We start from the raw sequence: 14,627 nt of genomic DNA, 5'->3' as shown, positions 1-14,627 counted from the left end.
GCGGGCTCCTTCGGGACCCGCCCGTTCCGCGTGTGAAGAGCACGCAGAACGGAGGAGGGCGCATGGCGACGTTCGTCGACGCAGTGACCCTGCACCTCAGCGCCGGGCACGGCGGCAACGGCTGCGTGTCGATCCGGCGCGAGAAGTTCAAGCCGCTCGCCGGGCCGGACGGCGGCAACGGCGGCGACGGCGGCGACATCGTGCTCGTCGCGGATCCGCAGGTCACGACGCTGCTCGGCTACCACCGCGCGCCGCACCGCTCCTCCGGCAACGGCCGACCGGGCGCCGGCGACGACCGCGACGGCGCCAACGGCGAGCCCCTCGAGCTGCCGGTGCCCGTCGGCACCGTCGTCCTCGGGGAGGACGGCGAGGCGATCGCCGACCTCGCCGAGCCCGGCGACCGCTACCTCGCCGCCGCCGGCGGCCGAGGCGGTCTCGGCAACGCGGCCATCGCCAACCCGAAGCGCAAGGCGCCCGGGTTCGCGCTCCTCGGCACGCCGGGGGAGGCGCGCGACGTCCGCCTCCAGCTGAAGACGATCGCGGACGCCGCCCTCGTGGGCTTCCCCTCCGCGGGCAAGTCGAGCCTCATCGCGGCGATGTCCGCCGCACGTCCGAAGATCGCCGACTACCCCTTCACGACGCTGCAGCCGAACCTCGGCGTGGTCGAGGCGGGCAGCACGCGGTACACGATCGCGGACGTGCCGGGCCTCATCGAGGGCGCCAGCGAGGGGCGGGGCCTCGGCCTCGACTTCCTCAAGCACATCGAGCGCTGCAGCGTGATCGTCCACGTGATCGACTGCGCGACCATCGACCCTGGTCGCGACCCGATCAGCGACCTCGACGTCGTGCTCGGCGAGCTCGCGGCCTACCCCGTGCCGACGGGCGCCCGCCCGCTGCTCGACCGTCCGCAGGTCGTCGCCCTGAACAAGGTGGATTCGCCCGACGCCCGCGACCTCGCGGAGCTCGTGCGGCCCGACCTCGAGGCCCGCGGCCTCCAGGTCTTCGCCGTGTCCGCCGCCAGTCACGAGGGGCTGCGCCCGCTGTCGTTCGCGCTCGCGGCCGTCGTCGAGGCGGACCGCGCCGAGCGGGCCGCCGACGAGGCGCTGCGCCCCCGGATCGTCGTGCGGCCGAAGGCCGTCGACGAGACGCCGTTCGTCGTCCGCGTCGAGGGCGGGACCGAGACGATCTACCGCGTCCTCGGCGCGAAGCCCGAGCGCTGGGTGCAGCAGACCGACTTCACCAACGACGAGGCCGTCGGCTACCTCGCCGATCGGCTCGCGAAGCTCGGGGTCGAGGAGGCGCTCTTCGAGGCCGGCGCGCGCACGGGCTCGGCGGTCGTGATCGGCCCCGGCGACGGCGTCGTCTTCGACTGGGAGCCCACGCTCAGCTCCGTCGCAGAGCTCATGACGAGCCCCCGCGGCACCGACCCCCGCTTCAGCGGCTTGGGTCGGCGGACGACCGAGGAGCGCCGCGAGGGCTACCGCGACCGGATGGACGCGAAGTCGGCCGCCCGCGCCGACCTCGAGGTCGAGCGCCGCGCGGAGAAGGCGACCCGGGAGCGCGACGCGTGACCGCTCCTGCGACCCCCGAGGCGATCGGTACCGCGCACCGCATCGTCGTCAAGGTCGGTTCGTCGTCGATCAGCGGCGACCGCGCCGCGCAGCTCGGCCCGCTCGTCGACGCGCTCGCGGCTGCGCACGGGCGCGGCGCGGAGGTCGTGCTCGTGTCCTCGGGCGCCATCGCGACCGGCATGCCCTACCTGCGCCTCGAGGAGCGACCGACCGACCTCGCCGTCCAGCAGGCGGCCGCCGCGGTCGGGCAGAGCCTGCTGGTGAAGCGCTACCAGGAGCGGCTCGACCGGTTCGGCATCACCGCCGGGCAGGTCCTCCTCACGGCCGGCGACGTCGACAACCCGACGCACCGGAGGAACGCCGAGCGGGCGCTCGAGACGCTGCTCGCCCTCCGCATCCTCCCGATCGTGAACGAGAACGACACGGTCGCGACGCACGAGATCCGCTTCGGCGACAACGACCGGCTGGCCGCGCTCGTCGCCCGGCTGATCCACGCCGACCTGCTCGTGCTGCTGTCGGACGTCGACGCGCTCTACACGCGGCCGCCCGAGGAGCCGGGCGCCGTCCGCATCCCGTTCGTCGCGGCCGGCGACCCGCTCGCCGACGTCGTCGCGCCGGAGAGCAACACCGGCGTCGGCACCGGGGGAGCCGCGACGAAGCTCGCGGCCGCGCGCATGGCGGCCGACGCCGGGATCGCGGTGCTGCTCACGGCGACGCAGCGCGTCGACGACGCCCTCGAGGGCGGCCGCGTCGGCACCTGGTTCGAGCCGACCCTGCGCTGAGCGGACCGGGGTCGACCGCCTGCCGTCACACCCGTGCCGGGCGTGCGGTCGGTGCCTAGACTCCTGCGCATGACGGACGTGCTGGAGGACCGCGGTCTCACGACCGCGGAGGACCGCTTCCGCGCGGCGAAGGCCGCCTCGACCGCGCTCGCCACCGCGACCACCGTGCAGAAGAATCGCGGCCTCGAGGCCATCGCGGACGCGCTGCTCGCCCGTTCCGCGGAGATCATCGCGGCCAACGCGCGCGACCTCGACGCGGCGAGGGAGAACGGCCTGTCGACCGGTCTGATCGACCGGCTGACGCTCGACGAGCGCCGCATCGCCGCCCTCGCCGACGCGGTGCTCGCGATCGTGCGCCTGCCCGACCCGGTCGGCGACGTCGTGCGGGGGAGCACCCTCCCGAACGGCCTGCACCTCACCCAGGTGCGCGTGCCGTTCGGGGTCATCGGCGCCATCTACGAGGCGCGACCCAACGTCACCGTCGACATCACCGCCCTCGCGCTGAAGAGCGGCAACGCGGTCGTGCTCCGCGGCGGCACCGCCGCCCAGCACTCGAACGCGGCCCTCGTCGCGGTCGTTCAGGACGCGCTCGCCTCCGCCGGTCTGCCCGCCGACGCCGTGCAGACGGTCGACGAGTTCGGCCGCGAGGGCGCGGCGGCGCTCATGCGGGCGCGCGGGCTCGTCGACCTGCTCGTCCCGCGCGGCAGCGCCGGGCTGATCAGGACGGTGGTCGAGGAGTCGACGGTGCCCGTCATCGAGACGGGTGCGGGCGTCGTGCACGTCTTCCTCGACGAGTCCGCCGACGTCGAGATGGCGACCTCGATCGTGCTGAACGCGAAGACGCAGCGCGTCGCGGTGTGCAATGCGGCCGAGACGCTGCTCGTCCACGCCGCGGCCGCCGAGCGCCTGCTCCCGCCGGTGCTCGGCGCGCTGCAGGAGGCCGGCGTCGTGCTCCACGCCGACGACCGCACCCGGGCCGTCGTCGACGGCCTGCTGCCCGCGACCGACGAGGACTGGGCGGCGGAGTACTACTCGATGGACCTGGCGGTCGCGGTGGTCGACGACCTCGATGCCGCCATGGGTCACATCGCGCAGTGGTCGACGCACCACACCGAGTCGATCGTGACCGAGTCCGTGCGGAGCGCCGAGCGCTTCCTCGCCGAGGTCGACTCGGCGGTCGTCATGGTGAACGCCTCCACGCGCTTCACCGACGGCGGCGAGTTCGGCTTCGGCGCGGAGGTCGGCATCTCGACCCAGAAGCTGCACGCCCGCGGCCCGATGGGCCTCGGCGAGCTGACGAGCACGAAGTGGCTCGTGCGCGGGACGGGGCAGATCCGCGGCTGATCCGCGGCGCTCTACACTCGATCCCGCCCGTCGGGGCGCCTGAAGGAGGATCCGCATGTCAGTCGTCGCCTCGGCCGTGCTCGCCGCCGTCCGCATCGAGGAGCAGCCGCTGCCGGTGTCCAGCGTGGTCTTCCCGCTCATCGCGCTCGGCGTCTTCGCCCTCCTCGGTCTCGTGGCCTGGTCGTACCGCGACGTCGCGAACCAGCACAAGGGCGCCGCGGGCCACGGCTCGCCGCAGGGCCACAAGTAGGGGAAGGCCGTCAGCGCCCTCAGCGCCGCTCGTCCCGCGGGGAGCACCCGCCGCCGAATCGGCGTGATGGGCGGCACCTTCGACCCGATCCACCACGGTCACCTGGTCGCGGCCAGCGAAGTCCAGCGCGTGTTCGACCTCGACGAGGTCGTCTTCGTGCCGACCGGCCAGCCGTGGCACAAGACGCCCGTCACCGAGGCGGAGCACCGGTACCTGATGACCGTCATCGCGACCGCCTCGAACCCGCGGTTCACGGTGTCGCGCGTCGACATCGACCGCGGCGGCGTCACCTACACCGTCGACACGCTGCGCGACCTCGCGGCGCAGCACCCGGACGCCGATCTCTTCTTCATCTCGGGCGCCGACGCGATCGCTCAGATCGTGACGTGGAAGGACCTCGACGAGCTGTGGGGGCTCGCGCACTTCGTCGCGGTCACGCGACCGGGTCACCAGCTCTCCGTGTCCGGACTGCCGCAGGGGGACGTCAGCGTGCTCGAGGTGCCGGCGCTGGCGATCTCGTCGACGGATTGTCGAGCGCGTGTGCGACACGGCGCACCGGTTTGGTACCTCGTGCCGGACGGTGTGGTTCAGTACATCAGCAAGCACCGGCTGTACAGGAGCGAAGCATGACGTCATGGCAGGACCAGCAGACGCGCGGGGGCGCGAGTGGCGCTGTCGACGCTGCGAACGGGGCCCCGATGAGCCGCCGAGCAGCGCGCGAGGCCGAGCGCCGCGCCGCCGAGGCGCTCGCGGAGAAGCAGCCGCACCCCAGTGGGGTCGTCGACTTCGAGGCGCACGGCTTCAATCAGGAGTTCGCTCCTGACCAGGAGTTCAGTGTCGGCGACACGCAGGACATCTGGGCGGCGCTGACGCGTGGCCAGCGCCCTGCGCCGCAGCAGGACGACGAGCTGTCGGCCTTCCGCTCGGGCGTCCCGGAGGCCCCGGCGGCGCCGCGGCAGGACGGCTCGAGCGTCTCGGGCGAGATGCTCGACCGCGTGCGCGACGCGCTCCTCCGCCGTGAGGCGCCGGCTCAGCCGCAGCGGCCCGCGACGGCGCCGCAGCCCTTCGCACCGCAGCAGCCCGCCGCGTTCCAGCAGCCCGCCGCGTTCCGCCAGCCGGCCGAGGACGCCGCCGGCCTGACGCGACGCCAGCGCCGCGAGCAGGAGGTCGCCGACGAGCGCGAGGACGGGCTGCCGACCGAGCTGTTCGACCCGCGCCTCGGTGCGCCGGCGCCGCAGCCGGCCCAGCAGCCCGCGGGCTTCGAGGGCTACGACTACGAGGACGACGGCTACTACGACGAGCCGTACCTGCCCGAGCCGACCGTCGCGATCCAGCGTCAGGCGACCGACCTCGACCAGCCGTCCCACACGACGAACCCGATCAGCCTGCCGCAGGCGTTCTCGGAGCCCTCGGGCGACGACGCGATCACGTTCTCGAGCCCGGTGCCAGTCGCTCCGGCGGAGCGCCGCGAGGCGTGGTCCGCCGCGCAGGCCGACCCGGCGTTCGTCGAGCCCGAGGACGAGTGGGCCGACGAGGACGTCGACGCGGCCTACGAGCCGAACGGCTACCAGCCCCGCGCCTACACGCCGGGCCCCCAGCCGCAGTCCCCGTTCCAGGAGCCGGTCCAGGCCGACCCCTTCCAGGCGTCGCCGTTCCAGGCCGCGTTCCAGAACCCGCAGCTGGGTCCGCCGAGCGAGGTCACCGACCTCGCCGGATTCGAGGCGCTCATCCGCAAGGCGCGGCAGCAGCCGCAGGCGCCCGAGCAGCCGAAGGGTCCGGGTCTCGCGTGGGCCGACGACGACGAGGCCCAGGAGGGCTTCACCGGCCTCCTCAGTCGCTCCGTCCAGGGTTCGCACGGCTCCGCGAACGCCCTCATCCTGCCGAACGACCCGCAGGCCGACATGACGCAGGCCGCCGTGAACGCGAACGGCGACATCTTCATCACCGGCTCGATGAACCTCCCGCGCAGCCTCTCGACGACCGGTGCGCCGAGCGACCTCTACGACTCGCACGAGATCGACCGCCTGTACGAGGCGTCGCAGGACGAGCCGGCCGCCGGCGTCGCGCCGGTGCGCGCGAAGAACGCCGTCAGCGGCGCCCCGCACGAGCGGGGTTTCAACGCCCCGCGCCGGCGCGGCAACATCCTGCCCACGGTTCTGGCGGTCGTCGCCGGTGCGATGGCTGTGGGTGTGGTGACGCTGCTCGTCGGCAGCTGGGTGCTCAAGCTATTCTGATCGCCCAGATGGAGCGACAGATCAGGTCCCAGGTGCAGGAGGCGGCGGATGCCGCCGTCTCGAGGAACGCGACGGACCCGGTGGCGCTCGACGTCTCGGGTCGGTTGGCGCTGACAGACGCCTTCCTCATCGTCTCCGGCAGCAGCGAGCGCAACGTCAGTGCGATCGCCGACGCCGTGGACGAGCGGTTGGGCGCGAGCGGCGTGCAGCTGAAGCGGCGGGAGGGTCGCGGCTCCGGCCACTGGGAGCTGCTCGACTTCGGCGACCTCGTCGTGCACGTGTTCAACGAGGAGGACCGCTCCTACTACGGGCTTGAGCGGCTCTGGCGCGACTGCCCCGTCATCCCGATCGAGCAGCAGGCCGCCGCGTCCTGACGCGCGTCAGCGGCCGCCTGGTGCGCCGTCATCGACACGCCGTGGCGCCAGCGGAAGGCGCGGGCCGGCTGATCGTGCGCTGTGGACCCGGAGCGCTCGGCGGATGCGGGGGCGCCGTGTGCCGGAACCCTGTCCGGACCGCGTCTCACGCCTGGTAGAGCTCGAGCGGCTGCCCGTCGGGATCGAAGAAGAACGCCATGTCGCGCCCGGTGTGCGGGTCGGTGCGCACCTCCTCGCACCGGACGCCCGCGGCCGACAGCTCCGCGATCGCGGCCGACACGTCCTCGACCGCGAACGCGAGGTGGCGCAGGCCGAGGGCCTCCGGGCTCGTCGGGCGGGGCGGCGGCGAGGGGAACGAGAACAGCTCGAGGACGTAGACGCCGTTCAGCGCGAGGTCGCCCATCCAGGAGTCGCGCTCGGCGCGGTACACCTCGCTCCGGAGCGTGAACCCGAGCCGCTCGACGTAGAAGGCCTTCGACCGCTCGTAGTCGGACGCGATGACGGCGATGTGGTGGACGCCCTGCAGGTGCACGCCGCGAGTCTCGCAGGGCGCGGAGCCGCGGCCGCTCGTCCTCCCGCCGCTGCGTCAGCCGGGCGGCGCCGTCGGCGGTGAGCACGATCATCAGCGCGGTCAGCCCGTCCTCCGAGACGCCGTCGCGGCGTGCGGCGTCGAGGTAGGTGACGAGGCGGTCGTCGGTCACGTGCTGAGCGACCAGTGCGGCGACGACGGCGATCGTGCGGTCGCGGTCGGTGAGCTCCTCCGACTGCCACCCGGGACCGCCGGCCGCGAGGTAGGCCTCCCGGGCGTAGACGGCGCCAGCGCGCTCGACCATGGCGGCTTGCACCCGGTCCTCGTCGACGCCGAGGTTTCGGGCATAGACGCCGCGCCCGAGCGCGACGCGGTCGTCGAGTGCGCTCACAGGCAGGATCCCGGGTCGTCGCTGTCGCCGATGATCGCGAAGAGCATGGCTCGTAATGCCTGCACCTGCTGTTCGTCGAAGCCGTGGAGCGCCTCGCGCTCGGCCCGCTCCGCGTCCGCCGCGACGGCGGCGCGGATCCGTTCGCCCGACGTCGTGATCGCGGGGATGCGTGCCCGGCGATCGCGCGGGTCGATCCGCCGCTCGATCAGGCCGGCGCGTTCGAGACGGTCGAGCTGAGTGACCAGGGTGGTCTTGTCGAGTGCGAGCGCCCGACCCAGCTCGTTCTGCGTGAGGTCGGGCGACTTGTGCAGCGCGCTCAGCACGATGTGATCGCGCAGCTGGATGCCGTGCGACTGCGCCTGCTGCCCGGTCGCGGTGCGAAGGCGCAGCGCTGCACGGTGGAGCAGCCAGGTGACCTCGGAATCGGGGCCCGGGCCGATGGCCGAGGGATTCGCCCGACGCGGCGTCGTCGGGTGCGCGACGGTCATCGCGGGTCCGCCGGCGTCGGGAACGTCGAGGCGAGGAGCGGGATCGCGTCGTAGGCCGCGAGGTCGTGCGAGGGGACGATCCGCAGCCGGTCGCGCAAGGCGATCACCCGCGACAGGTTCTCGCGCACCAGGCGCGGGTCCACGTCGGCGAGCTTCCGCATCAGCCATGATCGCTCGACCCGTCGGGTGATCCCGTCCATCTGCCAGGTCAGATCGCCGATGAACGCGAAGCGTTCGCCGCTCGCCGGGGTCACGAAGACGACGACCGATCCGGAGGTGTGCCCGCCGGCCTGCGCGATGACGACGGATCCGTCCCCGAAGACGTCGTGACTCGCCGGGAAGCCGAGGTGGGCGGGACCGTCGAAGGCGTACTCGTGCACGGGCAGACCGGCGGAGACGTGTCGGAACACGGCGCCGTGCGGGTCCTCCCGGCCGTAGCGCAGCTCGTCGGCGTTGATCCAGACGGGGACGCGCAGGCTGTCGAGCCCGCTGACGTGATCCCAGTGCACGTGGGTGACGAGCACCCCGAGGAGGCGGCCGGTCTCGTACCCCGCGGCGCGCAGCTGCTCCGCGGCCGTGGTGGCCCGCCGATGAGGTGCGCGTTCCATCCGAGCGAGCATGCCGACGTGCTCGGAGAGGTCGGCGCCGAAGCCCGCGTCGATCAGCAGATCGCCGGCGGGGTGCTGCACCAGCACCGCAGACGCGGCGAAGACGCGCTGCTCGCGGAACGAGCCGCCGGCGACGGCGAACGCGCCCCGTGTGTCGTAGCTGCCTGTCGGGAGGTGGAACAGTCGCACGCCTGCAGGCGGCCTGGCGGGCGGGAGGTCGGCCGTCCACGGGGTGACGGTGATGGGGGAGGCCATGCTCCAATCGTTGGCGTCAAGATCGTCCGAGTCAAGACGATATGAGAGGAGAGAATCGCGAGCGCGCATCGCTCTGCGGCCGCGAGCCCATCGCGCGACCGCCGGAACGCGTCCGCCATCGGAGAAGGCGTGAACGGTTCGCCGTCCGCGCGGCGTTCCGGACTCGTCGGTCGGGCGTCGCCGCCGGGCGATCCCGGCGGACCGCGGAGAACACGAAGGCGGGACCCTCGAAGAGGATCCCGCCGTGATGTGGATCTGAGGGGACTCGAACCCCTGACCCCCTGCATGCCATGCAGGTGCGCTACCAGCTGCGCCACAGACCCGTGCTGCCGCCGAAGCGGCCTGTCGAGTGTACACCGATGGCGGGTCGCCCTCCTCCGCCACGCGCGTCAGGTGCTCGCCGCGCCCTGCAGCAGCGGACCGAGCCGCTCGCTCGAGCGCGTCGCCGCCCGCGAGTTGCTGAGGGAGGCGATCGCGACGATCGCGAGGCCTGCCCCCGCGATCGTCCACCACAGCGGGTGCGCGTCGGTCGCGAACGACTTCGGCACACCGCTGCCGGCGCCTGCAGCACCGGTGATCGATCCGGCCAGCGCGATGCCGAGCGAGGTGCCGACCTGCCGCCCGGTCGAGGCGATCGCCGATGCGGCGCCCGCCTGGTCGTTCGGCATGCCCGAGACGGCCGTGTTCGTGATCGGGGCGTTCACCAGGCCGAAGCCGAGGCCGAAGAGCGCGAACACGACCGCGACGATCGCGACGGGGGAGGAGGCGGTCGTGAACGCGAGCGCGGTCGCGGCCGCGGCGATCAGGAGGCCGGCGACCGACATGGGCAGCCGGGTGCCGCGCGCGGCGACGAGGCGGCCCGAGATCGGCGACGCGACGAGGATCGCGATCCCGGCGGGCATGAAGAGCAGCCCGGTGACGATCGGCGGGAAGCCCTTCACGTCCTGGAGGAGCAGCGTGTTCGAGAAGAGGAACGCGCTCCACGACCCGAAGGCGAGCACGGCGGCGACCACGGCGCCCGCGAACGGGATGCTCGTGAAGAAGCGGGGGTCGATGAGCGGCTCGTCACGGCGCAGCTCCACCGGCACGAAGGCGGCGAGGGCGAGCGCGGCGACGGCGAATGCGCCGAGGACCACCGGCGACGACCAGCCGATCTCCGGCCCCTCGATGATGCCGAAGACCGCCCCGGCCAGCAGCACCACGACGAGCACCTGCCCGAGCGGGTCGACCCGACGCGCCTTCTCCGCGCGCGACTCCGGGACGAAGAGCGTCGTGAGCACGAGCGCGGCGATCACCACCGGCACGTTCACCCAGAAGATGGCGCGCCAGCCGACGGTCTCCACGAGCAGGCCGCCGACGAGCGGGCCGAACCCGAGCGAGACGCCGCTGATCGCGCCCCAGATCCCGAGCGCCCGCGCCCGGGCCTTCCGGTCCCGGAAGGCGTTCGTGATGATCGAGAGCGAGACCGGGTTGAGCATCGTGCCGCCGAGCGCCTGCAGCACGCGGGAGGCGATGAGGAGGCCGTCGGAGGTCGCCGCGCTGCAGGCGAGCGAGCCGAGGCCGAACACCACGAGCCCGATCCGGAAGACCCGCTTGCGCCCGAGCCGGTCCGCGCTCGAGCCGGCGAGGACGAGCAGGCTCGCAAGGGTCAGCGTGTAGGCGTCGAGGGTCCACTGCAGGCTCGTGACGCCGGCGTGCAGCTCCTTGCCGATGGTCGGCAGCGCCACGTTGGTGACGGTCGCGTCGAGCGTCACGATGAACAGGCTCAGGCAGCAGATCGCGAGGATCGCGTTCGGGTGCCGCTGTTGCTGCGGGAGGTCGTCGCTCACCGTTCGAGGCTAGGGAGCGGCTCCTCCGCGTTCGTCCGCCTCGCAGCGCACGGGGGTGCGGTCGATCGCATCCTCGGGGTGGTTTCGGCGCGGGTGCGGGACGCCCGGCTCAACCAGCGTTCTGGGCGCGGGTCAGGGGGAGGGCGGGCCGAGGACCGCAGTCGCGATCGTGTTCAGCGCCGAGTCGGCGGAGGAGGGGTTGAACGCACCCGCGAGCACGTCGCGGTACAGGCGCGACAGCTCCGACCCGGCTGCGTATCCGCTGCCACCGCCGACGAGCACCGCCTGGTCGACGACCGCCTTCGCCTGCTCGGTGACGCGGACCTTCAGCCCGGACGCCTTCGCGAACCAGCGCGGGCCGTGGTCCGCGCGCTCGTCGACGTCCCTGGCCAGCGAGCGGATCTGCGGGTCGAGCGCGTCGTCGAGCAGCGCGGCGGTCGCCACGCGGCGCCGCACGTCCGGGTCGTCCGAGCGAGGCGCGCCTCCGAGCTTCAGCGAGGTCCGGCGCCTCGCGGCCTCCGCCGCGAGCTCGACCGCGCGATGGGCGATCCCTGCGTACACCGCGGCGAGGAGGATCTCGAAGTTCACGAAGACGCCGAAGATCAGCGGGTCGGGGTTCGGGCCGGGCGGCAGCCGCCGCACGACGCGCTCGGGCCGGGCTGCCGCGCCGTGCAGCCGCGTCGTGTCGCTCCGCGTCGCGCGCTGACCGAGGGTGTCCCAGTCCTCGACGATCTCGATGCCCGCCGCGCCCCGCTCGAGGAAGGCCCAGACGATGCGGGGACCGTCCTCGCCGTCCGCGTCGAGCCCGAAGGTGCCGAGGCGGGTCCAGACGGGGGAGAGGGACACGGGGGTCTTCGTGCCGGTGAAGGCGACGGAGCCGTCGGGCGAGGTCCTCGCCTCGACGGTGGAGCCGAAGAGGACGAGGTCGTTGCCCGGCTCGCTGACACCGAACGCGAAGACCTCGCCCGCGGCGGCCTCGTCGAGCACGAAGTCGAGCGCGCGGTCCCCGCGGTCGTGCATCGTCTTCGCCACCGCGGTCCAGACGAGGTGCATGTTCACGGCGAGGGCCGTCGCGGGAGCCGCCGCGGCGAGCCGGGTCTGCTGCACGGTCAGCTGCTCGAGGCTGAGACCCCAGCCACCCCGGTCCTCGGGGACGAGCGCGGCGAGGTAGCCGGCGGCCCGCAGCTCCTCCAGGTCGTCGGAGGGGAAGGAGCCGTCGCGGTCGTGCGCCGCCGCGCGGCCGGCGATGCGGGTGAGCAGCTCGCGGTCGAGCGCGCGGGAGGTGGAGTCCACGTCGTCACGCTACGCGCGGCGTGCGACCGTCGGTGCGGCGCGAGGAGCGCGCGAGGACAGCGGACCTCCACCCCGCGTTCAGCGGATCCTCCGTACGCTCCCGGCGTGACCTCCACGACGATGCTCATCCTCGGTGCCAGCGGTGACCTCACGAAGCGACTGCTCCTGCCGGGCATCGGCAGCCTCGTCGTCGGCGGCGACGAGAGCGACCTGGAGCTCCTCGACGGCCTGACCGTCGTCGGCAGCGGGCGGTCCGACAAGGCCGACGGCTGGCGCGACACCGTCGCCGCCGCGTTCGAGCAGGTCGGAGCGGAGGGCGACCGGGTCGACGCGATCCTCGCCTCGACGAAGTACGTCCAGGCCGACCCGACGGAGCCGGACGACTGGAAGCGCCTGCTCGACGGCGTCGACGGCGACCTGGTCGTCTACTTCGCGCTGCCGCCGAGCGTGGTCGTGAAGGTCGCCGGGATCCTCCAGGACATCGACCTCCCCGAGCACACGGTCCTCGCCATCGAGAAGCCGTTCGGCGACGACGCGGACAGCGCGACCGAGCTGAACGAGGAGCTGGTGAAGGTGGTCCCCGAGGGCCGCATCCACCGCGTCGACCACTTCCTCGGCCAGCGGGCCGCGCTCGCGATGCTCGCGACCCGCTTCAACAACCGCCTGCTCGAGTCGTCCTGGAACGCCGACCAGATCGAGCGGGTCGAGATCGTCTACGACGAGAAGCTCGGCCTCGAGGGCCGGGCGGGCTACTACGACACCGCCGGAGCGCTCCGCGACATGCTGCAGTCGCACCTGCTCCAGGTGCTCGCCGTCACGACCTGCGAGGCACCGGCCGGGCTGGACCCGGAGCACCTCCGCGACTCGCTCGCCGCCGTGCTCGCGGTCACGCAGCCGTGGACCGGGGCGCCCGTGTTCCCGGACACGGACGGCCCGTCACGCCGCGCGCGCTACACCGCGGGCGAGATCGACGGGAAGTCCCTGCCGGACTACACGGCCGAGGAGGGCGTCGACCCGGACCACGAGACGGAGACGCTCGCGGAGATCGCGTTGGAGGTCGACAACGCGCGCTGGGCGGGCGTGCCCTTCGTCCTCCGCTCGGGCAAGGCGATCGGCGACCCCGCCAACGAGATCCGCGTGACCTACCGCCCCGTGCGCTTCCGCCCGGACGGGCAGTCCGGCACCGGCAGCGCGGAGGTGCTGCGATTCGGGTTCAAGCCGCCGCGCATCGAGTTCCGCTTCACCTCGGGCGGCGGCGACATGCCGTTCCAGCTCGACCCGGTCGAGGTCTCGGGCGCGCTGCCGAAGAGCCCGGTCACCGAGTACGGCGAGGTCGTGCGCGGCGTGCTCGGCGACGACCCGACCCTGTCGATCCGCGGCGACGTGGCCGTCCAGTGCTGGCGCATCGTGCAGCCGATCCTCGACGCGTGGCAGCGCGGCGAGGTGCCGCTCGACGAGTACCCCGCCGGATCCGGCGGCCCGAGCTCCTGGAGCTGAGCCGACCTGCGTCGGTCCGGGCCGCGGGTCGGGAGATCCCGGCCCGCGGCGATGGTCAGAGGATCCCGTTCTGCTCCAGCGCCGTCGCGAACGCGGCGCCGTCGGGGGCGTAGGTCCAGTCCGCGTCCGTCGCCCGCTCGCGCTGGTCCTTCCGCGAGCGCCCACCGGCGAGCACCGCCTCGCTCGTCGAGAGCTGCCGGATGCAGATCGCGGCGACGTTCTCCGGGTGCCGCTGCGCGAACCCGCTGTACGTGTCCTCGTCGTGCTGCCCGTCGTCGCCGATGAGCAGCCACTTCACGTCCGGGAACTCCTCGGCGAGCCGCTCGAGCTCGTCGATCTTGTGCGCACGGCCCGAGCGGAAGACGCGGTCCGGCGTGGGGCCCCAGTCGGTGAGCAGCAGCGGCCCCGGCGGGTAGAGGTTGCGGCCGAGGAACCGCCCGAGCGTCGGCGCGACGTTCCAGGCGCCCGTCGAGAGGTAGAGGAACGGCGCGGCGGGGTGGGCGTCGCGGATGCGGTCGTAGAGCACCGCCATGCCCGGCGTCGGCGTCCTCGCGTGCTCGTTCAGCACGAACGTGTTCCACGCCGCGAGCAGGGGCCGGGGGAGCGCCGTCACCATCACGGTGTCGTCGATGTCGGAGACGACGCCGAAGGGCGAAGACGGGTCGAGCACGAAGACGGGAGCGCGCACCTCCGGCGACCGCCGCCCCTCGGCCTCGGCCTGCAGGGTGATGCGGTGCCAGCCCGGCTCGAGCTCGACCTCCACCCGCACGTCGATCACCCCGCCGCGGTCCGCGACGACGTGGTGCACGACGTCGCCGACGGTGACGCGCACGGGCGCGCCGTCGACCGGGATGCCGGTGAAGCTCCGCCAGCCGCGGAACGACTCCTGCGGCGTCTCGGTGGGCAGCTGCTTCGTGATCAGGACGCGACCGAGCACCCGGACCCAGGAGGTGGAGCCGTAGCCGGTGTACGGCACGACGCTCGGCACGCGGCCGCGGCGGAGCGCGCGCTGCTCGCGGAACTCGCGGATCGCGTCGTCGACGCGCATCGCGCGCCCGACGGCCTGCTCGACGGCCGGGGACGGCGTGCGCCGACGGAACGGGCGACGCTTCGATGAGGCCACGGACCGATCCTTCCAGACCGTTCCCGTGCTCACGGGGCGTCATAAACCTGTGCGAACGC

14 protein-coding genes and 1 tRNA gene are annotated in these 14,627 nt (G+C 73.2%); 8 read left to right on the top strand and 7 right to left on the bottom strand.

Annotation, left to right across the window (positions count from 1 at the left end; genetic code table 11):
• The first annotated feature begins 62 nt into the window (after positions 1-62).
• The 7 genes from obgE to rsfS all read left to right on the top strand — a co-directional run bounded on the left by obgE (position 63) and on the right by rsfS (position 6,555).
• Positions 63-1,571, top strand: coding sequence for a GTPase ObgE (gene obgE / locus CLV52_RS12890; RefSeq protein ID WP_133766700.1), 1,509 nt, complete (start codon positions 63-65; stop codon positions 1,569-1,571).
• The gene (proB, locus tag CLV52_RS12885) at positions 1,568-2,353 is read left to right on the top strand and encodes a glutamate 5-kinase (RefSeq protein ID WP_246018115.1); all 786 of its coding nucleotides are present in this window, start codon (positions 1,568-1,570) and stop codon (positions 2,351-2,353) included. The genes obgE and proB overlap by 4 nt, the downstream gene beginning before the upstream one ends.
• Before the next feature lie 69 nt (positions 2,354-2,422).
• On the top strand, positions 2,423-3,697 hold the full coding sequence (locus CLV52_RS12880; protein ID WP_133766699.1) for a glutamate-5-semialdehyde dehydrogenase: 1,275 nt from the start codon (positions 2,423-2,425) through the stop codon (positions 3,695-3,697).
• Between the two features lie 55 nt (positions 3,698-3,752).
• The gene (locus CLV52_RS12875; protein WP_133766698.1) at positions 3,753-3,947 is read left to right on the top strand and encodes a hypothetical protein; all 195 of its coding nucleotides are present in this window, start codon (positions 3,753-3,755) and stop codon (positions 3,945-3,947) included.
• 57 nt (positions 3,948-4,004) lie between these two features.
• The gene (gene nadD / locus CLV52_RS12870; RefSeq protein WP_281276078.1) at positions 4,005-4,577 is read left to right on the top strand and encodes a nicotinate-nucleotide adenylyltransferase; all 573 of its coding nucleotides are present in this window, start codon (positions 4,005-4,007) and stop codon (positions 4,575-4,577) included.
• Positions 4,578-4,645: 68 nt separating this feature from the next.
• Positions 4,646-6,181, top strand: a complete 1,536-nt coding sequence (locus CLV52_RS12865; protein WP_133766696.1) for a hypothetical protein — start codon at positions 4,646-4,648, stop codon at positions 6,179-6,181.
• An 8-nt stretch (positions 6,182-6,189) separates the two neighbouring features.
• Positions 6,190-6,555: a ribosome silencing factor gene (gene rsfS / locus CLV52_RS12860; protein WP_133766695.1), complete on the top strand. Its 366-nt coding sequence runs from the start codon at positions 6,190-6,192 to the stop codon at positions 6,553-6,555.
• Between the two features lie 145 nt (positions 6,556-6,700).
• Here rsfS and CLV52_RS12855 read toward each other — a convergent pair whose 3' ends face one another.
• The 6 genes from CLV52_RS12855 to CLV52_RS12825 form a co-directional block, all read right to left on the bottom strand.
• Positions 6,701-7,087 carry a VOC family protein gene (locus CLV52_RS12855; RefSeq protein WP_133766694.1) on the bottom strand — a complete coding sequence of 129 codons (387 nt, stop codon included), beginning with the start codon at positions 7,085-7,087 and terminating at the stop codon, positions 6,701-6,703.
• 384 nt (positions 7,088-7,471) lie between these two features.
• Entirely contained in the window at positions 7,472-7,963 is a 492-nt protein-coding gene (locus CLV52_RS12845) for a MarR family winged helix-turn-helix transcriptional regulator (RefSeq protein WP_133766693.1), read from the bottom strand.
• Complete coding sequence (locus CLV52_RS12840; RefSeq protein WP_162850842.1) at positions 7,960-8,826, bottom strand: MBL fold metallo-hydrolase; 867 nt, start codon at positions 8,824-8,826, stop codon at positions 7,960-7,962. The genes CLV52_RS12845 and CLV52_RS12840 overlap by 4 nt, the downstream gene beginning before the upstream one ends.
• A 250-nt stretch (positions 8,827-9,076) precedes the next feature.
• Positions 9,077-9,149: transfer RNA gene (locus CLV52_RS12835), tRNA-Ala, on the bottom strand.
• 66 nt (positions 9,150-9,215) lie between these two features.
• Positions 9,216-10,655 (bottom strand): MFS transporter, encoded by a 1,440-nt coding sequence (locus CLV52_RS12830; protein ID WP_133766691.1) that lies wholly within the window; start codon positions 10,653-10,655, stop codon positions 9,216-9,218.
• Positions 10,656-10,787: 132 nt separating this feature from the next.
• A complete protein-coding gene (locus tag CLV52_RS12825) occupies positions 10,788-11,948 on the bottom strand; it encodes an acyl-CoA dehydrogenase family protein (protein WP_133766690.1) in 1,161 nt (386 codons plus the stop codon).
• Between the two features lie 105 nt (positions 11,949-12,053).
• On the opposite strand from CLV52_RS12825, the gene CLV52_RS12820 reads away from it, so the two are divergent.
• Positions 12,054-13,445, top strand: coding sequence for a glucose-6-phosphate dehydrogenase (locus tag CLV52_RS12820; protein WP_246018114.1), 1,392 nt, complete (start codon positions 12,054-12,056; stop codon positions 13,443-13,445).
• Positions 13,446-13,500: 55 nt separating this feature from the next.
• On the opposite strand, the gene CLV52_RS12815 is transcribed toward CLV52_RS12820, so the two are convergent.
• The gene (locus tag CLV52_RS12815) at positions 13,501-14,493 is read right to left on the bottom strand and encodes an App1 family protein phosphatidate phosphatase (protein WP_133766838.1); all 993 of its coding nucleotides are present in this window, start codon (positions 14,491-14,493) and stop codon (positions 13,501-13,503) included.
• Positions 14,494-14,627: the final 134 nt, after the last annotated feature.

It is taken from the genome of Amnibacterium kyonggiense (assembly GCF_004364555.1).
GTDB classification, from domain to species: domain Bacteria; phylum Actinomycetota; class Actinomycetes; order Actinomycetales; family Microbacteriaceae; genus Amnibacterium; species Amnibacterium kyonggiense.
This window is presented reverse-complemented; position numbering and strand designations above follow the sequence as displayed.